Annotated in this window: 18 protein-coding genes and 1 riboswitch; of the genes, 13 read left to right on the top strand and 5 right to left on the bottom strand. The window is 44.4% G+C overall.

The window, feature by feature from the left end:
• Positions 1–35 precede the first annotated feature (35 nt).
• Complete coding sequence (locus EP58_RS16605; protein WP_036095084.1) at positions 36–1,433, bottom strand: glycoside hydrolase family 1 protein; 1,398 nt, start codon at positions 1,431–1,433, stop codon at positions 36–38.
• 255 nt (positions 1,434–1,688) lie between these two features.
• Between EP58_RS16605 and EP58_RS17395 the strand changes: the two genes are divergently transcribed.
• Positions 1,689–1,835, top strand: a complete 147-nt coding sequence (locus EP58_RS17395; RefSeq protein ID WP_103034913.1) for a putative holin-like toxin — start codon at positions 1,689–1,691, stop codon at positions 1,833–1,835.
• 191 nt (positions 1,836–2,026) lie between these two features.
• Positions 2,027–2,128: riboswitch (purine riboswitch) on the top strand.
• A gap of 88 nt (positions 2,129–2,216) precedes the next feature.
• Positions 2,217–3,512, top strand: a complete 1,296-nt coding sequence (locus EP58_RS16595) for an NCS2 family permease (protein WP_036095080.1) — start codon at positions 2,217–2,219, stop codon at positions 3,510–3,512.
• A 32-nt stretch (positions 3,513–3,544) separates the two neighbouring features.
• Here the strand turns inward: EP58_RS16595 and hisJ are convergent, their stop codons facing one another.
• Positions 3,545–4,375 (bottom strand): histidinol-phosphatase HisJ, encoded by an 831-nt coding sequence (hisJ, locus tag EP58_RS16590; RefSeq protein ID WP_036095078.1) that lies wholly within the window; start codon positions 4,373–4,375, stop codon positions 3,545–3,547.
• A 217-nt stretch (positions 4,376–4,592) separates the two neighbouring features.
• Positions 4,593–7,154: an immunoglobulin-like domain-containing protein gene (locus EP58_RS16585; RefSeq protein ID WP_036095077.1), complete on the bottom strand. Its 2,562-nt coding sequence runs from the start codon at positions 7,152–7,154 to the stop codon at positions 4,593–4,595.
• 263 nt (positions 7,155–7,417) lie between these two features.
• Here EP58_RS16585 and hisZ point away from each other — a divergent pair, with 263 nt between their 5' ends.
• The 10 genes from hisZ to hisC are packed head-to-tail and all read left to right on the top strand — an operon-like array spanning position 7,418 to position 14,896.
• Entirely contained in the window at positions 7,418–8,590 is a 1,173-nt protein-coding gene (hisZ, locus tag EP58_RS16580) for an ATP phosphoribosyltransferase regulatory subunit (RefSeq protein WP_036095075.1), read from the top strand.
• The gene (hisG, locus tag EP58_RS16575) at positions 8,587–9,225 is read left to right on the top strand and encodes an ATP phosphoribosyltransferase (RefSeq protein ID WP_036095073.1); all 639 of its coding nucleotides are present in this window, start codon (positions 8,587–8,589) and stop codon (positions 9,223–9,225) included. The genes hisZ and hisG overlap by 4 nt, the downstream gene beginning before the upstream one ends.
• Complete coding sequence (gene hisD / locus EP58_RS16570; RefSeq protein ID WP_036095070.1) at positions 9,222–10,511, top strand: histidinol dehydrogenase; 1,290 nt, start codon at positions 9,222–9,224, stop codon at positions 10,509–10,511. Before hisG ends, hisD begins: the two co-directional genes overlap by 4 nt.
• Positions 10,508–11,092: an imidazoleglycerol-phosphate dehydratase HisB gene (gene hisB, locus EP58_RS16565; RefSeq protein WP_036095068.1), complete on the top strand. Its 585-nt coding sequence runs from the start codon at positions 10,508–10,510 to the stop codon at positions 11,090–11,092. The genes hisD and hisB overlap by 4 nt, the downstream gene beginning before the upstream one ends.
• The gene (gene hisH, locus EP58_RS16560; RefSeq protein ID WP_036095066.1) at positions 11,093–11,713 is read left to right on the top strand and encodes an imidazole glycerol phosphate synthase subunit HisH; all 621 of its coding nucleotides are present in this window, start codon (positions 11,093–11,095) and stop codon (positions 11,711–11,713) included.
• On the top strand, positions 11,692–12,417 hold the full coding sequence (gene hisA, locus EP58_RS16555) for a 1-(5-phosphoribosyl)-5-[(5-phosphoribosylamino)methylideneamino]imidazole-4-carboxamide isomerase (protein ID WP_036095065.1): 726 nt from the start codon (positions 11,692–11,694) through the stop codon (positions 12,415–12,417). Before hisH ends, hisA begins: the two co-directional genes overlap by 22 nt.
• A complete protein-coding gene (hisF, locus tag EP58_RS16550) occupies positions 12,407–13,168 on the top strand; it encodes an imidazole glycerol phosphate synthase subunit HisF (protein ID WP_036095063.1) in 762 nt (253 codons plus the stop codon). The genes hisA and hisF overlap by 11 nt, the downstream gene beginning before the upstream one ends.
• A complete protein-coding gene (hisI, locus tag EP58_RS16545) occupies positions 13,165–13,485 on the top strand; it encodes a phosphoribosyl-AMP cyclohydrolase (protein WP_036095060.1) in 321 nt (106 codons plus the stop codon). Before hisF ends, hisI begins: the two co-directional genes overlap by 4 nt.
• A gap of 2 nt (positions 13,486–13,487) precedes the next feature.
• Entirely contained in the window at positions 13,488–13,802 is a 315-nt protein-coding gene (hisE, locus tag EP58_RS16540; protein ID WP_103034912.1) for a phosphoribosyl-ATP diphosphatase, read from the top strand.
• A gap of 11 nt (positions 13,803–13,813) precedes the next feature.
• Entirely contained in the window at positions 13,814–14,896 is a 1,083-nt protein-coding gene (hisC, locus tag EP58_RS16535; protein WP_036095056.1) for a histidinol-phosphate transaminase, read from the top strand.
• Between the two features lie 408 nt (positions 14,897–15,304).
• On the opposite strand, the gene EP58_RS16530 is transcribed toward hisC, so the two are convergent.
• Both EP58_RS16530 and EP58_RS16525 read right to left on the bottom strand, forming a co-directional pair.
• Positions 15,305–18,466: an ATP-binding protein gene (locus EP58_RS16530; protein ID WP_036095054.1), complete on the bottom strand. Its 3,162-nt coding sequence runs from the start codon at positions 18,464–18,466 to the stop codon at positions 15,305–15,307.
• A gap of 85 nt (positions 18,467–18,551) precedes the next feature.
• Positions 18,552–19,352 (bottom strand): 2OG-Fe dioxygenase family protein, encoded by an 801-nt coding sequence (locus tag EP58_RS16525; RefSeq protein WP_036095052.1) that lies wholly within the window; start codon positions 19,350–19,352, stop codon positions 18,552–18,554.
• A 259-nt stretch (positions 19,353–19,611) separates the two neighbouring features.
• Here EP58_RS16525 and gdhA point away from each other — a divergent pair, with 259 nt between their 5' ends.
• Positions 19,612–20,985: an NADP-specific glutamate dehydrogenase gene (gene gdhA, locus EP58_RS16520; RefSeq protein ID WP_077917972.1), complete on the top strand. Its 1,374-nt coding sequence runs from the start codon at positions 19,612–19,614 to the stop codon at positions 20,983–20,985.
• Positions 20,986–21,018: the final 33 nt, after the last annotated feature.

Here is a 21,018-nt window from a genome sequence, read left to right as displayed (position 1 = left end):
AAACACCTCTTTTTCTTTCTATTTTACCATAAAAATTACTCGGCATCCTCAAAACCGTGATTATCAGAAAGCTCTTTATACCAACGCCCGGAAGATTTAATCGTACGCTTGTAATCTTGATCGAGATTCACTTCAACCAAACCATAACGATTTTTGTACGCGTTCGCCCAAGACCAGCAATCCATAAACGTCCACAGATGATACCCTTTACAGTTCGCACCTTCCGCCATCGCTTTATGCAACCACTTCAAATGATCCTTAATAAACGCAATCCGGTAATGGTCATCAATGTAGCCTTCCGCCGTACGATAACGATCTTCGCCCTCAACGCCCATCCCATTTTCAGAAATAAAGAACGGAATGTTACCATAATTATCACGCAGATTAATCGCAATATCGTAAATCGCTTTCTCAAAAATTTCCCAGCCACGATACGGATTCATTTTGCGATATGGCATTTCGTAGTTATCAAATAAGTGCTCCGGCATAAATGGCGCATCAGGATGAGCCGCATATTCCTTGGCTTTCACACGGCGCGGCTGGTAATAATTCACGCCCAGAATATCGATAATATTGTTTTTAATAATCGCCAAATCTTCCTTCGTATACGTCGGCAAAATATCATGTTCCTTCAAAATTTCTACCAAATCAGCAGGAAACTCGCCTTTTGTCACTGGATCAAGGAAACTGCGGTTGAAAATTAAATCCGCGATATGTGCCGCACGAATATCAGCAGGATTTTGACTACGCGGGTAAGATGGCGTCAAGTTCAGGATAATCCCGATTTCACCATGTTGCTCGAGCACATGGTACTCCTTCACCGCAAGCGCATGAGCCACCGTCGTGTGATACGCCACCTGTACCGCACGTTTGAAATCTACAACATTCGGATAATGCGCGTCATACAAATAGCCCATTTCAACAGGAACAATCGGCTCATTAAACGTAAACCAATGCTTCACACGGTCACCAAATAATTCAAAACACGTTTTTGCAAAAGTCGCGTAAGCACTCACAACTTCGCGATTTTCCCAACCACCGATTTCCTGCATCGACATCGGCATATCGAAATGATACAGATTCATAAACGGCTCGACACCATTCGCAAGCATCTCATCGATCACACGATTATAAAAATCCACCGCTTTCGGATTCACGTCCCCAATCCCATCAGGAATCAAGCGCGACCACTGAATCGACGTCCGAAACGAATTATGCCCCGTTTCCTTCATCAACTGAATATCCTCTTTATATTGATAATAAAAATTAGACGTGTTCACCGGCCCCACATTATTGAAAAAACGGCCTGGTTCTATCTCATACCAATGATCCCAAATACTCGGTTTTCTGCCATCAACAGCAGCAGCCCCTTCCGTTTGCGGACCCGACGCAGCACTACCCCACCAAAAATCTTGCGGAAATTCATATTTCATCATTTCTACCTCCAAGAGACGAGCAGCAAGTACCCGTTTAATATCTTTATTATACCCTATTCTTTTAAAAGTATAAACTTATAACTTGGTAAAGATGTATTTGGATTGAAAGCCAAAATAAAAACACCCATTTCAAAATGAGTGTTTTTCAGACCTTCAATTCAACTAGAGATGTACATGTTTCGTTTTTCTTGTTATAATAAAATCAGTAGAGGCGTAAAGATGGTGGCTATCAACATGAAGGTGGTGATGCTTATGAACATGAGCTCTAACCCTTTGGAAAGGACAACCATGTCTGTTGCAGAAGCGATTGCGCTCATGATTGGCTTTGGGAGCTTCTTAGTTTCCTTAATCGGTCTAGTAGTCAAGATTGCTAAAGCAGTGCAAAAAGACAAAGAATAGCCATCTACCTCAACTTTGACCGGTTGATAGATGGCTATTCCAGCACTTATAAATAAGTCACTGTTCTGAGAAACTTCTACTTGCGAAGAGGGTTGTGTTACTAGCACGACTCTCTTTTCATACCCATTATAACAAAATCTCCATCCTCACGCAACATTTCTTCTCCCAACCTCTTGCTAACCGCCACCAACTAGGCTAAAATAAACACATGTCGTATATGTCTAGGAATATGGCCCAGACGTTTCTACTTAGCTACCGTAAATGGCTAAACTACGAGCAATAGCATATCTCGATTTCTGTTTGAAAGCAGGATCGATTCTTTTTTGCGATGGCTCATCTTTGAAAAATGTGCGACAACACAATTCAGGGAGGCTTTTTTTAATGGAAAAATTGTTTAAACTGCGAGAAAATAAGACAACGATGAAAACAGAAATTTTGGCGGGGTTAACGACGTTCTTGTCGATGGCTTACATATTATTTGTGAATCCGTCCGCGCTTGCAACAACGGGCATGGATATGAGCGCGGTGTTCGTGGCTACGGCTCTAGCTGCTGTCGTCGGGTCGCTACTCATGGGATTCATCGCGAACTATCCGATTGGTCTAGCACCTGGAATCGGGCTTAGTTCCTTTTTTGCGTACACGGTTTGCGCGCAGTGGGGCATCCCTTGGGAAACGGCACTATCTGGCGTTTTAGTTTCAGGTTGCGTATTTATCGTCCTTACTGTAACAGGGATTCGTGAAAAAATTATCAACGCGATTCCAACTGAATTAAAATTTGCCGTTGGGGCTGGGATTGGGTTTTTCATCGCCTTTCTTGGTTTGAAAAATGCTGGGATTATCGTCGGAAATAAAGCGACACTCGTAGCGCTTGGCGATTTGCATAATAGCGCGGTGTTGCTTGCTGTTTTCGGCATCGTAGTTACGATTATTCTCATGACATTGAACGTAAATGGCGCGATTTTTATCGGGATGGCTTCGACTGCTGTTGTGGGCATGATTTTCCAGCTTATCGATGTTCCGACTCAAGTTGTAGCGCCAATTCCAGATATTTCGCCTACTTTTGGACAGGCGCTTTTCCATCTTGGTGATATTTTCACACCGCAGATGCTGATTGTTATTTTGACATTCTTCTTCATCGATTTCTTTGATACGGCGGGAACGCTTGTGGCTGTGGCGAATCAAGCTGGATTTATGAAGGATAATAAAATTCCGCGCGCGAGCCGTGCTTTGTTCGCGGATTCCTCGGCAACGATTGTCGGTTCGATTCTTGGAACGTCGACAACAACGTCTTACGTCGAGTCAACAGCTGGTGTTGCGGTCGGTGGCCGAACTGGTTTAACGGCGATTGTGATTGCGGTTTGCTTCGGTTTATCGATGTTCTTCTCGCCACTTCTCGGGGTCATCACAAGCGCTGTAACGACGCCCGCACTCGTGATTGTCGGGATTCTAATGATTGGTAACGTGGCGCATATTGACTGGTCCAAATTCGAAATCGCCGTACCTTGTTTCATGGTTATTCTGATGATGGTACTCAGCTTTTCGATTGCATCAGGAATCGCGCTTGGCTTCATTTTCTACCCAATTACAATGTTCTTCAAAGGTAGATACAAAGAAGTCCACCCGATTATGTATGTATTAATGGTCTTGTTTATCTGCTATTTCATATTTGTGGTTTAAAAAGGATTGGGCGTCTCGGCGCCCAATCCTTTTTAATTTTTTGTATAGTAGTCATAACCACGTCCGACATCTGCCAAACTGTGCGCGTCGGAACCATATACCAATTCAATCCCCAGCCCGCGCGCCTCGTTCACCACTTCAAGCGGCGGATATGTTTCCCCGCAAAACTCCTTGTAAAGTCCCGCCGTATTCCAATCCAACTGATATTTCCGCGCCTTGATATCCTTCAACAACTCCGAAACCTGTTGTCGCGTAGCCTTTTTTAATCCAGTATCTTCATCCGCAAAAAAGCGCTGAAACTTCTGACAAAGCGAAATATGCCCCAATCGCGTCGGTTTCGCTGGACCCAAATCCGCTAACAACGATTCCCGAATAAATCCATAATATTCCTTCTGAACCGCCTCAAAGCTACCATAGTGCTTCAAAATTCCCGCCTCAAAATCCTCCGCTGAAAAATCAATGAAACGCCAACCATCGATGCCTGGCATAAAGTGTAACGACAAGACACCATCATCCATCTGCGAACCATATTCCCTCAATAACGCTCGCGTATCCTGTTCAAAACCTGGCAAGAAATCCACTTCCAAGCCAACATGGATCCTAATCTGATTTTTATATTTTCGCTTCATCGCATGTGCACGCTCAAAATAAGCATCCAATTGATCCCACCGAATCGCGGCTGTCGCAATGTCTTCCATCGGGTTCGCAATAACTGCCTCAAAAACAGCTGGCATTGGCGGGTGTTCTGTAATCGAATAATCCGTGAATCCAAGCCCAATCGCTTTTTCAATCATCGCCTCTACCGTATCTCCCGTACCGTGTGGACAAAATTCCGTATGCGTGTGTCCATCCCATTTCTTCATCTTGCATCGCTCCTTTTTTGTCCATTGTATCATCACGCCACACAAAAATGCCATGATATCGACTATCATGGCATCTGATTGCAGAAAAATAATTGTACATGTTTTTCAAAAATTTCAACGTGGCGATAATAGATCGTTTTCAGAAAAAATCCTGTACTAGCATACTGGAACGAAGCCTTTAACATCGAAAATGACTGGCTCTAGACACACTGATATCCTACTTCATAGTGACCGATATACGCTTAATTTCTTTAAACTTCGCATCTACCGCTACAATTTCTAAATTATCCGCATTACTCGTAATTTTTTTGATGATATCATTGCATGTGTATGTCCCTGTAACTGGATCCAAATCAGCTTGTTTTGCGACTTCACCGTTCACAAAAAGACGCACATACTTAATATCCTTGCCATAAGTTCCTGTTAGCATCAGACTTCCAAATGCATAATCATCTGCCGTTAATTCAAGGTCAAGCGCAATTGGTTCAACAGAAACTTGTTCGCGACCTATTTCTACATAAGCATCATCCACTCCAACTACTTCCACCAAATCCGTCTCTTTCAAAATACTTCTCTTAGCATTTTCAAAAATATAGCTATAGTCTTCGTTTATCGTTGCTTCTTGTACTGCCTTGCCATTGACCCAAAGCCGCACTTTGCTGATGTTCTTACCAATTGTCCCAGTGAGTGTTTGTGTACCAAACTTATACGTATCCGCTTTTACCCAGTTCTCAAGTGGTGAACTTGTCACCTTCACTTTCACGCGTTTCACTTCCTTGTCTTGTGCGTCAACACCAACGACTTCCACAATATCTTTCTTTGATGCCACAAACTGTGCGATGTTTTCTGCCTGGTAAGTTCCATCTGGATTTGTTGTCGCTTCTGACACCGATTCGCCATTCACCCACAAAAAAACTTTCGCTATATCTTTGCCATAAGTCCCTTCTAGATTTGCCGTATCCACTTGATATCCATCCGCAGTTAATCCGTAATCTTTAATAATCGAGCCTGTGATTTCTCCAGAAACACGTGTTATCTCAACGAATTTTGAATCGACTGCTACGATTTCGATCTCGTCCGTCAGTGCTTTAACATAGTTCGATGCCATATCAATTGTAAAAGTACCATCTGCATTCAATGTAGCTTGTGTAACAGCTTTTCCGTTGACCCAAAGGCGAACTCGTGGGATATTTTTGCCGTAAGTTCCTGTTATTGTCGCTTCCCCTAGCTTGTAATCATTCACAGAAAGCGTGATATCCGCGCCTTTTGCTACGTAAATACTCGCTACATTCGCCTTACCGTTTAGTGGTTTTGTAATATATACTGTAAGAGTTGTGCCTACTGTTTGCTGTGGAATCGAAACGCTATACGCCCCATTTTCACCTACTATACTTGAGCCTAGAACGAGCGAACCATTTCGTACAACAACTCCTGCATTTGGTTCGCCAGTTCCCGTTACCATCGTTGCATTTGTCGTCACTGGATTAATCGTGATTGGTGCGATGATGTTGAATTCACTTTTTGCTTTATCTAAATCTTTCTGGATTCCTGCCCTTACCACATAGTCCATCACTAGATTAACTTGTGCTTGGGCTTTATTCAACTCTGTTTGGTTTGTTGTTGCCTTGACATGATTTGTAGGATTATCTTCTATAAAAAGTCCATTCACTAGGTAACGTGCAAGTTCTGCAGGTGTAGGAACTGCTGTCACCTCTAAGTCTGCAAGTAGGTAATACTTATTTTGTGCTTGTATCCAAACTGCAACTGTATCTCCAATTGCTAAGTTACTGGCTGATACAGCATTTTTTTTGTTACCGCTTACTGTACTCGTCGTTGTTATCGCGTTATTATTGACTGTAAAGCGGTAAATATACTCCACTTGCTCTGCATTGTCGAACGCAAAAATAGCTGCTTTATGATCCTCGCTCAATGTGATTCCTTGGAACGCATCACGTGCACCTACAAGCGTTTTAGCTCTGTCTAGATTTCCTTGTAACGTATCTTTTGCTGGGGATGCTGGTAAAACGGCAACTTTCATCTGAGCCTCTGCTACACTTGCTTTGCTCGCCGTCGTCGCAATCATTTTAGCAGGATCATTGTTGACAAACAGACCTAAAACAGCTGCTTCTGCTTCGTCATAAGGGATGCCGATAACTTCTTGTGTTGTATCTGCTGCCACGAAGCGCTGTCCTTTAGCGTTCAGTAGGTTCACATAGACTTTAACTTTCATGCCTTTTTCTAGTGCGACTGCTCCCATATCGAGCCACGAGCCGTCTTCGTCATAGCGGTTCACGCGATTTAGCGCTATTTTGTATGTATTGTCCTCCGTTGCCATGCCTGTTGTCATCGCGATTTTTTTACCTGTTGCGTTGTAAACTTCTGCGATAAAAACGCTCTGTGCTTCTAGTTTGCCAGTGATTTCAGTTGCGCCATTTAAAGCGGTATCTACCGTCAATGAGGCCTCGATTTTAGCTGCTAGTTGGCTAATCGCTTTATCCAAAATGAGGCGTAACTCTGCTTGTTGTACCGGATCTTCTAAAAGTGCCACATCTTCTATCGCGTCATTGACAGGTACACGATCAAGTCCCGCTCGAATATCGTTTTCTGGGTCTTTACCGATGAAAAGTGCGTTGATTTCTGCTTTCACTGTTCCATAGATAGATCCTTGTATTGATTGATTTGCTGCAGTTGCCCCAACTGGCGCAACTGCTATAACCGATGCTGCAAATACGTTTGTTGCTACTAAAAGTAATGCTGTTTGCTTCATTATTTTATTCATTCTCTTCGCCCCTTGCTTTTTTTATTTTGTAGAACTAACTTAATCGTAGCAGTAATTGGCGGAGGAAAAATACAATATTTCCGTTTTTTGACGAAAAACCATGACATTTTAGACATATTTGAATGGCAAGCTCGACTTATTTCTAGAATATTCTATGAACTTATTGATATACTGGAGATATTCTTCCTTTTGTATTTACAAAAACGCTTTAACCTGCTAATATGGTAATACAATAAAGTTAACGTGGAATGGGGCTTAGAAATATGAAATGGAATCGGAATTTACCTATTGGAACCAGAGATAAACTTTTTAAAGAGGCGGCGTCGGCTTATGATATGGAACATCTGGTGAATCGGTCGTTTCATGCGCGTGGTTATCAGCGGATCGAGACGCCGGTTATCGAATTTGATGATGTTTTTTCGGCGATTAATGACGTGAATTTGTATCGCTTTTTTGATAAAAAGGGGCGGTTGACGGTGTTGCGACCGGATATGACGTCACCAATTGGTCGGGTGATTAGTACGACGGGGGTGACGCCGCCGCTCAAGCTTTCTTATAGTGGAAAGGTGTTTCGGGCGAATGAGGAATTGGCTGGGGAACGCAATGAAATGACGCAAGCTGGGATTGAGATTATCGGCTTTGCTTCTATTAAAGCGGAGATTGAGTGCATTACGAGCGCAATTGCGGTTTTGAAGCAGCTGGGAATTAGTGATTTCCAAATTGAGATTGGGCACGCGGCGATTTATCAGGCGATTATTCAGACGCTGGATTTGCAGGGTAGTGATGAGGAGAACTTCCGCCAAGTGTTGCAGAATAAGAGTTTATTCGGGATTCGGTCATTTGTGGAAAGCCACCCGAGCGCGATGGATGATTTTATTTTGGCATTGCCGCGCTTGTTTGGTTCGGTGGACACGATTCGGGAGGCTCGGGCGTTGACGGAAAACGGTGTTATTTTGGAGGCGTTGGCGCAGATGGAGACGATTATCGGGGTCGTGAATGTGCCGGAGCATTTGTCGGTGGATATTGGATTGGTGCAGGAGCTTCATTATTATACGGGCGCAATTTTTCGAGGTTATGCGGACATGTCGGCGGTTCATTTCTTAAGCGGCGGGCGTTATGATTCACTTTTCGCTGAGTTTGGAGAGGATAATTGGCCGGCGGTGGGGCTGGCGCTGAATCTGGATGAGATTGTGTCGCTGAAACGGCGGACGTTGAAGGAGGATGCGCCGGACGCGAAAACGTTTATTCATTATTCGCTTGAGACGACGTATTTGGCGGAAGATTGGCTTGCGAAGACGCCGAACAGTTCGCTTAGTTTTTTCGATGATTTGGTGGAGAGCGTGGCGTTTGCGCGGAAATGGCAGTTTAGCAAGATTATTGATGTGAGCGGTCATACTGTGCGTGAGATTGATCCGGATGAGGAGGTTTTGACATGAAATCATTGCAAATTGCCTTGACGAAAGGGAGATTGGAGAAGTCGGCGGTGGCGCTTTTGGAGCGGGCTGGTGTGGATTGTGCGATGCTACATGAGAAAAGTCGGAAGCTGATTTTTAAGCGTGAGGATGCGCCGTATTCGTTTATTTTGGCGAAGGCGCCGGATGTGACGACGTACGTGAAGCATGGCGTCGCGGATATCGGGATTGTTGGCAAGGATGTGTTGATGGAGCAGGATAAGGAGCACTACGAGATGCTTGATTTGAAAATTGGACGGTGTCAGTTCTGCCTTGCGTCGACGCCGAGCTATGATCCGAGTGATTATAGGCGCAAAATTATCGCGACGAAATACCCGACGGTTGCGACGAAATATTTTCGTGAACGTGGCGAGGATGTCGAGATCATCAAGATTGAGGGCTCGGTTGAGATGGCGCCGATTTTGGGGCTGGCGGACGCGATTATTGATATTGTGGAAACTGGCTCGACGCTGCGTGAGAATGGTTTGGTGATTTTTGATACAATGTATGCTATTTCGGCTCGGCTGATCGTGAATAAGGCATCGCTAAAACGGAATAAGGCGCAAATTTTTGAGTTGATTGATTTGTTGGAGAATACGCTTGAGGAGGACGCGAAATGAGGTTTATTTCTGGGGATAAAGAGGCGATATTGGAGCAATTACATAGTGCGGCGAGTGCGGATACTCAGGTCGAGACCGAGGCGGCTGTCAAAGCGATTATTGCAGATGTGAAAACGAATGGTGACGCGGCGCTTGTTAGGCTGACGGAACAATTTGATGGGGTTCGATTGACGGATTTTAGGGTGGCGCAAAGTGTGTTGGATGATGCATTGAACCATGTTGAGGCGGATTTTACCTGCGCGCTAGAACAAGCGAAGGCGAACATTTTGTCGTATCATCAAAAGCAGAAACAATCGGGATTCGTTGATACAGAGAAGCCAGGCGTGATGCGCGGTCAGCTCGTTCGCCCATTGGAGACGGCTGGTATTTACGTTCCTGGTGGCACGGCGGCTTATCCTTCTTCGGTTTTGATGAACATTTTACCTGCCAAAATTGCTGGGGTTCCGCGGATTATCATGGTGACGCCGCCTGGGAAAGATGGCTTGAATCCGTATATTCTAGCTGCTGCCAAAATTGCGGGCGCGGATGAAGTTTATCAAATTGGTGGCGCGCAAGCCGTTGCTGCTCTTGCGTTTGGGACGGAGTCGATTCCAAAAGTGGATAAGATTGTCGGGCCTGGGAATATTTTTGTGGCGCTGGCAAAACGGGAAGTGTTTGGCATCGTGGATATCGATATGATTGCGGGGCCTTCGGAGGTGGTCGTGGTCGCGGACAGGGCGGCGAATCCTCGGTTTGTAGCGGCAGATTTGTTATCGCAAGCGGAGCATGATAAACTGGCGCGCGCGATTCTAATTACGACGAGTGAAGCGTTTGGTCAAGCGGTTGCCGCGGAAGTGGAGAAACAGCTGAAAACCCTGCCACGTGAAGAGATTGCGCGGGCTTCGATTGCCAATTTTGGACAGGTGATTGTTGCTGAATCCGTGGACGCCGCGTTTGATATTATGAATGAGATTGCTCCGGAACATCTCGAAATCCAGTTGGAAAACCCGATGGATTATCTGAGTTATGTGAAAAATGCTGGCTCGGTTTTCTTGGGCGCTTATGCCTCTGAACCGCTTGGAGACTATTTTGCGGGGCCGAATCACGTGTTGCCAACGAGTGGGACGGCGCGCTTCTTCTCCCCGCTTGGCGTCGCTGATTTTTGCAAACGGACCTCGTTTATTTCTTATACGAAAGACGCGCTGGCAAAGGAAAAAGACGCGATTGTCTTGCTGGCTGAAAAAGAAGGCTTGACGGCGCACGCTCGCGCTATCGAAATTCGCTTTGAGGAGGATGATGAACAATGAGAACAGCTAAAATAGAACGGAAAACGGCAGAAACAGCGATTAAAATGGAGCTTTATATGGATCAGCCGGAGAAATGTGAGGTTAATACTGGGGTCGGATTTCTCGATCATATGTTGACGTTATTCGCGAGACATAGCCGCATTGGGATTGTTTGCGAGGCGATTGGCGATTTAGATGTGGATTCGCATCACACGGCGGAGGATGTCGGGATTGTGCTCGGGCAATGTTTGAAGGAAGCGCTTGGTGATAAGGCTGGGATTAATCGTTACGGTTCGGAATACGTGCCGATGGATGAGTCGCTTGGCTTTGTGGCGCTGGATCTAAGTGGGCGTTCGTACCTCGTTTTTGATGCGGTGTTTGAGAATCCGAAGCTTGGTGCTTTTGATACGGAGCTCGTGGAGGAATTTTTCCAAGCGGTGGCGTTTAATGCGTCGATGAACCTGCACTGTCGCGTCCTTTACGGCAAAAATACGCATCACAAAATTGAGGCGTTGTTTAAAGCGTTTGGCCGAGCTTTGCGGCAAGCCATTACAGTGAATCCTGATATCGTAGGCGTTAACTCGACGAAAGGTGTGCTGTAAATGCGAATTGCGATTATTGATTATGATGCGGGCAATACGAAAAGTGTCAGCAAAGCGCTTGATTTTATTGGGATTGAAAATACGATAACGGCTGCGAAAAAGACGATTTTGGAGGCGGATGGCATTATTTTGCCGGGTGTTGGTGCTTTTCCGCAGGCGATGGCGGCACTTGAAGAACGCGATTTGATTGCGGTTTTGCAAGAGGTGGTGGCGCACGGGAAACCGCTGCTTGGGGTTTGTCTCGGAATGCAATTATTGCTGGATTCGAGCGAGGAATTTGGCTATACGCAAGGGCTTGGACTGATTCCGGGTCACGCGAAATCGCTGCCAGACACGGCGAAAATTCCGCATATGGGCTGGAATCGGTTGGAAGTGAAGCAGGACTCGCCGTTAACGCGGGATCAGGACGGTAATTTTGTGTATTATGTGCATTCGTATTATGCGGTTTGTGAGGAGAAATATGTATTGGCGTCGAGCGATTATTCGATGGAAGTTCCAGGCATCATCGCGAACGAGAACGTTTACGGCGCCCAGTTTCACCCCGAAAAAAGCGGGCAGGCAGGACTCGAAATTTTACAAGGATTTAAGGAGGTAATAGCATGCGGATTTTCCCAGCAATAGATTTGAAAAACGGTCGGTGTGTGCGGCTATATCAAGGTGATTTCGCGCAGGAAACCGTTGTGAATCCTGACCCGATTGCCCAAGCGGCGACATTTAGTGAACAAGGCGCAACGTATTTACATATTGTCGATTTGGACGGCGCGCTGGAAGGAAAACCGATTAATTTGGACGTGATTCGTGCGATGAAAAAAGCGGCTGGTCTCCCCGTCCAAGTCGGTGGTGGGATTCGGACGATGAAGCAGATTACGTTTTATCTGGAAGAAGCGGGTATCGATCGCGTCATTATCGGCTCGGCGGCGCTGGAAAATCCGGATTTAGTTCGTGACGCCGTGAAGCTTTATGGCGCGAAAATCGCGGTCGGCATTGACGCGAAAAATGGCTTTGTTGCAACGTCTGGTTGGCTCGATGTGAGCGCTACGGATTACCTTACTTTTGCGAAAGAGGTTGAAAAAAGTGGCGTGCAGACGATCATTTTTACGGATATTGCCAAAGATGGTACGCTGGAAGGTCCGAATTTAGAGCAGCTTCAAGCCTTGCAACGAGCGGTTTCTGTGGATATTATCGCGTCGGGTGGCGTGAGTAGCAAACAGGATTTGGAGCAACTTTCCGAGCTCGGTTTATACGGCGCGATTTGCGGTAAAGCCCTGTATAACGGCAATATTTCGATGGCAGAAATTACGGAGGTGGAGAATCTTGCTGACTAAACGCATCATTCCTTGCTTGGATGTAACCGATGGACGCGTCGTGAAAGGCATCAATTTCGTGTCGCTAACCGATGTCGGTGATCCTGTCGAAATCGCCAAGGCCTACAATGAAGCTGGCGCGGACGAACTTGTTTTCCTTGATATCACAGCAACCCATGAAGAACGCCGCACGATGATTGATGTCGTCGAACGCACGGCGGAACAAGTTTTTATCCCGCTTACCGTCGGCGGAGGCATCCATTCTGTCGCGAACATGAAAGCCCTCCTTCAAGCTGGCGCGGACAAGATTTCACTCAACTCAGCCGCCCTCAAAAATCCCGATTTAATCGCGGAAGGCGCCGCTAAATTTGGCAATCAATGCATCGTTGTCGCGATCGACGCCAAATATCACGCCGAAGATGATTCCTGGCACGTTTACAGTCGCGGCGGGCGTGATGATACCGGTCTTGATGCGATCCAATGGGCAAAAAAAGCCGTATCACTCGGCGCCGGCGAAATCCTGCTAACGAGCATGGACGGCGACGGAACTAAAGACGGTTACGACATCGCGCTCACCGACGCCATCTGTAACGCCGTCCCGGTCCCCGTCATCGCATCAGGTGGCTGCGGAAACGCCGATCACATGGCAGAAGTCTTCGCCAAAACGAGCGCTGACGCCGCACTCGCCGCATCGATTTTCCATTACGGCGAAATGACAATTCCAGAAGTCAAACAAATTTTGCAAGAGAAAGGAGTTGCGATTCGGCCATGACACTCGATTTTTCCAAAGGCCTCATCCCCGCGATTATCGTGGAAGACGCGACAGGTGACGTCCTCATGCTCGCCTATATGAACGACGAAAGTTACCAAAAAACGCTCGATACAAACACGACTTGGTTTTTCTCCCGTTCCCGTAACGAACTCTGGAATAAAGGCGCGACGTCTGGCCATTTCCAGCACGTCAAAGAAATCCGCTCCGACTGCGACAACGACACACTCCTGATCCGCGTCGACCAAATCGGAGCCGCCTGCCACACCGGCGCGCACAGCTGCTTCTTCAATCTAGAAAAGGAAGTGACCGAAAAATGACGATTCTAAACGAACTTTTCGACCAAATCAATGACCGGAAAACCACGCCAAAAGAAGGCTCCTATACGAATTATTTATTCGACCGCGGACTGGATAAAATTTTAAAAAAAGTTGGCGAAGAAGCGACCGAAGTAGTTATTGCTGCGAAAAATAACGACAACGCAGAACTCACATCGGAACTCGCCGATTTGACTTATCACGTCCTCGTACTCTTAGCACAGCAGGGCTTGACGCCAGATGACATCGCGCGCGAACTCGAAAAACGCGAAGGCAAACGGAGCGTCACGAAAGACCGCAAACCTATCGACGAATTATAAGGAGGTCCACCATGGTAAAATCATCGCTAAACACCCTATCCGCCTACAAACCGGGCAAACCACTAGAAGAAGTCCGCCGCGAACTCGGGCTCAAAAAAATCACCAAACTAGCATCCAATGAAAACCCGTTCGGCACATCAAAAGCCGTCACGCGAATCCTGAAAGAGAGCGCCATCGACTTATCCTATTACCCCGATGGCGCCGGCCGAATTTTGCGTGAAAATATCGCTGCTTTTCACGATGTTCCGACAGATAATATCCTGCTCGGCTCCGGTCTCGATGACGTTATCCAACTCATCTCGCGCGCCGTCCTAGAGCCAGGTGACAACATTATCGAAGCCGCGCCGACCTTCTCCCAGTACTCCCTACACGCCACGATTGAAGGCGCCGAAACGATTCGCATCCCAGTCAACGAAACGACCGGAAAATCCGATCTCACCGCTATGGCAAACACCGTCAACACGCGCACAAAAATCATCTGGCTCTGCAATCCAAACAACCCGACAGGCACAATTTCCACCCAACAAGAAGTCCTGGCGCTGCTCGAATCCGTACCCAAAGACGTCCTAGTCATCAGCGACGAAGCCTATTTCGAGTACGCCACAACCGCAGAATACCCAGACACACTAGCGCTTCTAGAGCCATTTCCAAACCTCATCATCATGCGCACATTTTCCAAAATTTACGGTTTGGCAGGCTTGCGCATCGGATACGCCATCATCCCAGACGCACTAATAGAGCCCTTCAACATCGTGCGGCTCCCATTCAACACCTCATCCATTGCCCAATCCGCCGCGACCGCCGCACTCGCCGACCAAGCATTCGTCGAAAAATGCGTCAACGCCAACACAACCGGCTTGCAACAATGGTACGACTTCCTAGACACACGCGGCCTCACATACTACAAATCCGACGCCAACTTCATCTTTTTCGACACCGAGCGCGACGCCACCGACCTATTCAACCAACTACTCCAAAAAGGCTTCATCGTGCGCGCCGGGCTAAAACCAAACTGGCTGCGAATTACCATCGGATCGACCAGCGAAAACGAAGCATGCATCCAAGCTCTGGCATCCATTTTAGATACAAAATAATACCTTCTAACACGTCTCTAAGCTTACTCTCATCACATTTTAATCTAATACGCGCAACCTGACAAAACTGTCACATTTCCGTTTCAAAATGTAAGCCAAAGCGATGTTAGAGCTCCCCATTTAACGTTATACTTATTTTATTGGAGCAAGTCATCTTTTCCCCAAGATGATGTGGCGGCGACGATAAATAAAAATGAGCTTTCTTTTAAAGACCTAATACACGCTTCAAAAGAAAACTCATTTCCTATTCAAAATAGACGAGCATTACTCGCTTTGCTCCATATGGAGAATGCATCCTATACCATAAAAATTCCCTGATATCCCTTTTATATCGTCGCCACCACACACTCCTAAAACTCCCTACAGGCACATGCGGTTCCCCCCGTGTGTGTTTTTTGTTGATGATTGTTACTCTTCTATATATTTTTTTCCTTGTCTTTCATAATCTCTAGCTAACTCCCTCATTGAACTTGCTAATCGGAAAAAATTATTTAGTTCAAGTTGATCTGCCTTTTCAAAATAGTGACTTGCTAATTGGAACTCTTCTGCTCCAGTCCTATCTATAAAATGAGCACCTCTCTCATTAAATATTTTGGTAGTATATGCATCCCTCATGATAGTTTCTTCTCTTTTATTTAACAGCTCTGCAACATTTTTATTAATCCAAAGTCCGTCCTTATCTGCGGGTGCATAATAAAGGGTCCCCCCTATAACATTTAGCCCCATATCCAATCTATCAGAATTAGCAGCCATTTCCTTCATTTCATCTATCCAGATAGTGAGTTTTTGTTTATCAAGCTCACCTATAGCCTCTGAACCAGGAATTATCCTCCACGAATTTAATAAACGATGCGCATTGATTGCTATAGTCTCTTCCTTTCCAGTAAGTACTCTCTTTTCTGCTCCCTTTTCTTTATACGCTAGACAAAGAATCTCGTTGAAGAAAGCAGGTTCCGTTGCCAATTTTCTTTCGAGTGTTACAGGAGTTAACCCCTCCTCGCCCATAATAGCCAGATACATCCATTCAATTCTAACTAACTCTCGCTCTGCTACCCCCTCTTGCTTTTGCAAATATCTAATTATTTTTCTAGTATTGTATAAAGCTACGCTCCTTTGACCATTAAGCTCTTCGGTAGCATCGGTCAAAGCTTTAAACGCTAAATCTGAGGGAACCCGCATTCCTTCATCAATCTGATATGTTATGCAATCTATTGCCTTAATTGGGCAACCAAACTCTATTAATTTTTGGATAGCATCATCTAATCCAACAGCTTGATATGGAAGAGCATCGACAAGGTTCCAGTACTCTTCTTGCTCATCCCCCATTATATTTTCAACCAAAATCCATGTATCAATATAAAATGGCATAGCAGCAAATATAATTGCTTTTTGAAACTTATCCATAACTTGAAAGGCAACTTCTTCAATCCAGTCAAAACCGCATAATTGATATTTCCCTACAACAAAGCCCCGAATGAAATCTATTTTTTTACTATCTTTTATATCTAAAAAAACAAATACATCATTACAACTTATAGAGCTTTGATCAACTTTTCCAAAACAAAATCCCAGAGAGTAAGAATCTTCTATTTCAGAATTGAATTTGAATAACTCTATTAACCCAGTTGGCAGAATCTCTTTTATAGCCTCTACTTGAAAACTAAAAATTTGTTTTGAATTTTCTTTACTATCCTCAGAGAAAAATAAATCATATCTACTAGATTTGAAAAAAATTCTATTTTTAACATTTAGAGCTTTCGGCTCAACTTTATCTCTCATTATCTCCATTCTTTTTATATCTATATCTGAAAAAGCCCAATCAGTATGATTATATCTTTTATGCCTATTTATAACTGTAGAAAGACGTTCCCAAATTATATACTTATATTCATCATCTCTTGCAACAATGCTGTCGGCACATATTACATTTAAAAATTTGACACGCCAGTCATCCGAAATATTATCCAATACATTAATCAAGTCTATTAACCTCTGACTATCTGATTCAGCATACTCTATGCTAAGATTTAAAAAAATTTCATTTTGCAAGTAATAATCTAAATTAGTTATCTTATGGTCTACTTCATCCAAAACTGTAGTTCTCCATTTTGGTTTATAAGTACTCGAAGTAGTCGTGATTACACCTGGAATTAATTTCATTAGTAATTTCCATCCAATATCAGCATACTCATTCAGTAAAATTTTTACAACAGTTTCTCGTTTAGATACGGGAGCAAGCGTTTGAGGTCGCCATGGTAAAAGTATTTTCGACAGTATATTCACTAGATTCGATTGTTCTTTGGAATCCTCACTGTTCATTACTTCTACAATCACGCAGCAAACATGGACAAAATTTTCAGGATCCCATGCAACTAGTTCTATCGCTCTAGTTAAGCCCCCAGAGTATGTCCTTGAAACAATATCATTCTCTGTTTCTTTAAATAATTGCTTCACTGCGAGTATATTTTCTTCAATAGATTTAATAAATACTGCAGGTGCCGCTTCTGCCAAAGCTGGTAAATACCATTCTAATCCCGCCCAAACTTCCCAATTCTTTGTATCTAGAATGGTATGCACTGTATTGCTAATTATATCTTCCAACATAACTCTACTACTGTTTGGAAATATATCCGTCATAGATGATAAAATAGGTAGTGCCTCTGCTAAACCCGTTCTTAACTGAGTTGAATATTTTGTATTTTTATCATAAAATTTGGACAGCCATCGTTCATCTGCCCTTAAATCAAACTTTGGATTTCTTTCCGACAATACCTCAACAATAACGGCTTGCAAATCATCAAAAATATAATCGTAGTAACTATTTTTCATATTTCTTATAAGGGTCTCTCTGCCTTTGGTACTCCAAATATTTTTATGAAAATTTATATAGGACCCTTCACCTTGAAGAACATCCTTTATCCTAATTATCCAAGAATCATATGGTTCTTGGATAAATTTTTCAATAATCTCTTTATCGAAATGATTAGTATGATTCCATCCACCTATTAGCGCAAATAAGGCTAAATCAGCAGAGTATTCCCTACTCGTTTCTTCTTTAAGCGATGGCAATATAGGCAGCTCTTGATTCTGTAAAGAAAAAATTTTCTCTAGATCATACCGATCAGCTATTGTATTTTTACTACCTTTTCGAATATAATACGTCCCAGCATTTACAATTGGATTATTTGAAGGATATGAATGGCTAGTAGCATAAGGTCTTAAATTGTTAGTTTTGGGTATACAAATATACCCAAAATCTAAATTCTCAAAAGATATCGTTCCAGTTGAAACACATGGCCTAGGGCTTATTTTATCTAGTAAATCTTGAAATGCCGCATCATCTGGCATATCTAATTTTAATCCAATTTTTCTCAAACGTTCATTTTCCACTCCTATAATAATGAACTTATCTCGATCAAGACTTTCAATACAATTCAAAAAAGCCAGCACATCTTTAATAAAATCTGCATATTTTTCCTTTTTATATGGAATCTGTTTGTAGTCAATAAAATTACATTCGTTTGGCATATTTGATAGGACTTCTCGTACCACATCATCTACATATCTCATAAACTACTCCTAGAAATTTTATTTTATTTAAAAATGGAGTACAGTTGCTTTGATACTCCATGGTCTATATCTAATATCCTTCTAATCAAAGCGGCTTCACAACAGTCGGCTGATAATCAATCAAAATCATCGACCGCTCTCCAGCCGCATCGCTACTCCCTTTACGAACCGCGCTCACATAATGGCTCACCGCCACATCCGCAACCCCGTAAGACTCCAAGCTTTTCGTCAACGCAAAATCCGCAAAAATATGCCCCGCATCAATATCTTCTGGGAATTGATCCACATCATCCACCGTCGCAATCACATTCTGACCACCAACGACATTCCGGCGCTTCACCAAATGTGCAAACGTAAACGGCTCCCCGTCCCGATGCAAACAGTTCGGCGATGAAACCGCCTCGTCCCCATCCTGCTCCACCTTCAACTTCACGAAATGAACGCCCACATTCACCGGCATCACCATATCCCGCGCATCCCAATACGTCTGAGCAAAATCAAACTGAATAATCCGCTTCAAAAGCTCATTTTCCAGCATCTCCTTTTGCAACATTGGAAAACTGCGATACGCATCCTTAAACTCCGGATTAAACGCGCCTTGGAAATACTCCGCAACTTCCTCCCCATCCGCATTCACCATCGCTGGCAACCATTCCACCCGATTCGACCACGGCAAAATAACCGCACGCGAAAACCGGCGATATCGATGAAGCCCAGCCGCATAAACATCGACTGGCAAATCCTCAAAAGCCCGCTCAATCTCGCCAAACTGCTCCACAATCCAAGCCGCATCCTTCTTATATAAACGACCAATATCCGCCCCCGCATCGAATCGAATAAAGCCTTTTTCTAACATTTCATCTTTGTACACTATCCATTCCCTCATTTCTTTTCAAAACTCCCTCCCATTGTAACATTCCGACGCCACTCAAAGAAAGCGTTTGTAAATTGCGCACCTTGTTAAAAAAATCAGAAAAATCGTTTTTTTACCTTGTATCCTTCCCATTTTTCATGTAAACTAACATTATAAGTGAAATTTCAGAACAGCCAAATCCTGAAAACCAAGAACAAACGCAGTCGGATATATCCCATTCAATGATACGTTTATTCTCACTTAAAATAAAACCACGAGGAGCGATTCAAGTATGGTACAACCAACAACAGTGTCAAAAGAAGTCGAGGCAGCCGAAGATTACACGGCGCGTATCTTTGAAACAGTCAAAAAACGCAATCCTTCCGAGAAAGAGTTTCACCAAGCAGTAGAAGAATTTTTACAATCCTTAGTCCCTGTTTTAGCGAAAGAGCCGAAATATGAGGCAGCTGGAATTTTAGAAAGATTGACCGAGCCAGAACGACTCATCACATTCCGCGTCCCTTGGGTAGACGATAACGGCAATGTCAAAGTTAACCGTGGTTTCCGCGTGCAATTCAATAGCGCTATCGGTCCATATAAAGGCGGACTTCGTTTTCACCCATCCGTAAACGGCAGCATCGTCAAATTTCTTGGGTTCGAGCAAATTTTCAAAAACTCCTTAACTGGCCTTCCAATCGGTGGCGGTAAAGGTGGTTCCGACTTTGATCCTAAAGGCAAAACAGACAATGAAGTCATGCGTTTCTGCCAAAGCTTCATGTCCGAATTACAGAAATATATCGGGCCAAATACCGACGTTCCAGCTGGTGACATCGGTGTCGGCGCTCGCGAAATCGGCTTCCTATTCGGCCAATACAAGCGCCTAAACGCCTTCGATGCCGGCACGCTAACAGGTAAGGGCCTGAACTACGGCGGAAGTTTAACACGTACCGAAGCAACAGGTTACGGCGTCGTATACTTCACACAAGAAATGCTCCAAGACAAAGGCGACTCCCTAAAAGGCAAAAAAGTCATCGTTTCCGGTTCAGGTAACGTCGCAATTTACGCCATCGAAAAAGCCCACGAACTTGGCGCAACCGTCATTGCATGTAGCGATTCAAGCGGCTACATCCTAGACGAAAACGGCATCAACGTCGCAACCGTGAAACAATTAAAAGAGCAAGAACGCAAACGTATCAGCGAATACACCACGCATCATCCAAACGCCACTTTTGTCGCAGATGGAGATATTTGGTCATTACCTGCTGACATCGCTCTGCCTTGCGCGACACAAAACGAAATCAACGCAGATCAAGCCGCAACGCTCGTTAAAAATGGCGTCATCGCTGTAGCAGAAGGCGCGAACATGCCATCCACACTCGATGCAGTTGCTGTTTTCCAAGAGAATAGCGTCTTATTCGGACCTGCCAAAGCTGCAAATGCTGGCGGAGTTGCCGTATCAGCCCTAGAAATGGCTCAAAACAGTATCCGGATGAGCTGGACTTTTGAAGAAGTAGATTCTCACTTGAAATCAATCATGAAAAATATCTACAAAAACGCTAGCGCCACGGCATCTGCTTACGATGCATCTGGTAACCTAGTCGTTGGTTCCAACATCGCCGGTTTCCTCAAAGTTGCCGATAGCATGTTGACGGAAGGTATTATCTAAATAGCTAAAAGACCGAATAATGACGGGCTACTT

The organism is Paenilisteria newyorkensis, from assembly GCF_000766145.1.
GTDB lineage: Bacteria > Bacillota > Bacilli > Lactobacillales > Listeriaceae > Listeria_A > Listeria_A newyorkensis.
Note: the sequence above shows the minus strand (reverse complement) of the source record. Positions and strands in the feature narration are given on the sequence as shown.

What these genes read in the sequence shown, in the direction of transcription:
- EP58_RS16595 (WP_036095080.1), top strand. Translation starts at nt 2,217, where the DNA reads ATGGAAAAATTGTTTAAACTGCGAGAAAATAAGACAACGATGAAAACA.
- gdhA (WP_077917972.1), top strand. Translation starts at nt 19,612, where the DNA reads ATGGTACAACCAACAACAGTGTCAAAAGAAGTCGAGGCAGCCGAAGAT.
- hisD (WP_036095070.1), top strand. Translation starts at nt 9,222, where the DNA reads ATGAGGTTTATTTCTGGGGATAAAGAGGCGATATTGGAGCAATTACAT.
- EP58_RS16525 (WP_036095052.1), bottom strand. Translation starts at nt 19,352, where the DNA reads ATGAGGGAATGGATAGTGTACAAAGATGAAATGTTAGAAAAAGGCTTT.
- EP58_RS16530 (WP_036095054.1), bottom strand. Translation starts at nt 18,466, where the DNA reads ATGAGATATGTAGATGATGTGGTACGAGAAGTCCTATCAAATATGCCA.
- hisI (WP_036095060.1), top strand. Translation starts at nt 13,165, where the DNA reads ATGACACTCGATTTTTCCAAAGGCCTCATCCCCGCGATTATCGTGGAA.
- hisZ (WP_036095075.1), top strand. Translation starts at nt 7,418, where the DNA reads ATGAAATGGAATCGGAATTTACCTATTGGAACCAGAGATAAACTTTTT.
- hisB (WP_036095068.1), top strand. Translation starts at nt 10,508, where the DNA reads ATGAGAACAGCTAAAATAGAACGGAAAACGGCAGAAACAGCGATTAAA.
- hisA (WP_036095065.1), top strand. Translation starts at nt 11,692, where the DNA reads ATGCGGATTTTCCCAGCAATAGATTTGAAAAACGGTCGGTGTGTGCGG.
- EP58_RS16605 (WP_036095084.1), bottom strand. Translation starts at nt 1,433, where the DNA reads ATGAAATATGAATTTCCGCAAGATTTTTGGTGGGGTAGTGCTGCGTCG.
- hisC (WP_036095056.1), top strand. Translation starts at nt 13,814, where the DNA reads ATGGTAAAATCATCGCTAAACACCCTATCCGCCTACAAACCGGGCAAA.
- EP58_RS16585 (WP_036095077.1), bottom strand. Translation starts at nt 7,154, where the DNA reads ATGAATAAAATAATGAAGCAAACAGCATTACTTTTAGTAGCAACAAAC.
- hisH (WP_036095066.1), top strand. Translation starts at nt 11,093, where the DNA reads ATGCGAATTGCGATTATTGATTATGATGCGGGCAATACGAAAAGTGTC.
- hisG (WP_036095073.1), top strand. Translation starts at nt 8,587, where the DNA reads ATGAAATCATTGCAAATTGCCTTGACGAAAGGGAGATTGGAGAAGTCG.
- EP58_RS17395 (WP_103034913.1), top strand. Translation starts at nt 1,689, where the DNA reads ATGAACATGAGCTCTAACCCTTTGGAAAGGACAACCATGTCTGTTGCA.
- hisJ (WP_036095078.1), bottom strand. Translation starts at nt 4,375, where the DNA reads ATGAAGAAATGGGATGGACACACGCATACGGAATTTTGTCCACACGGT.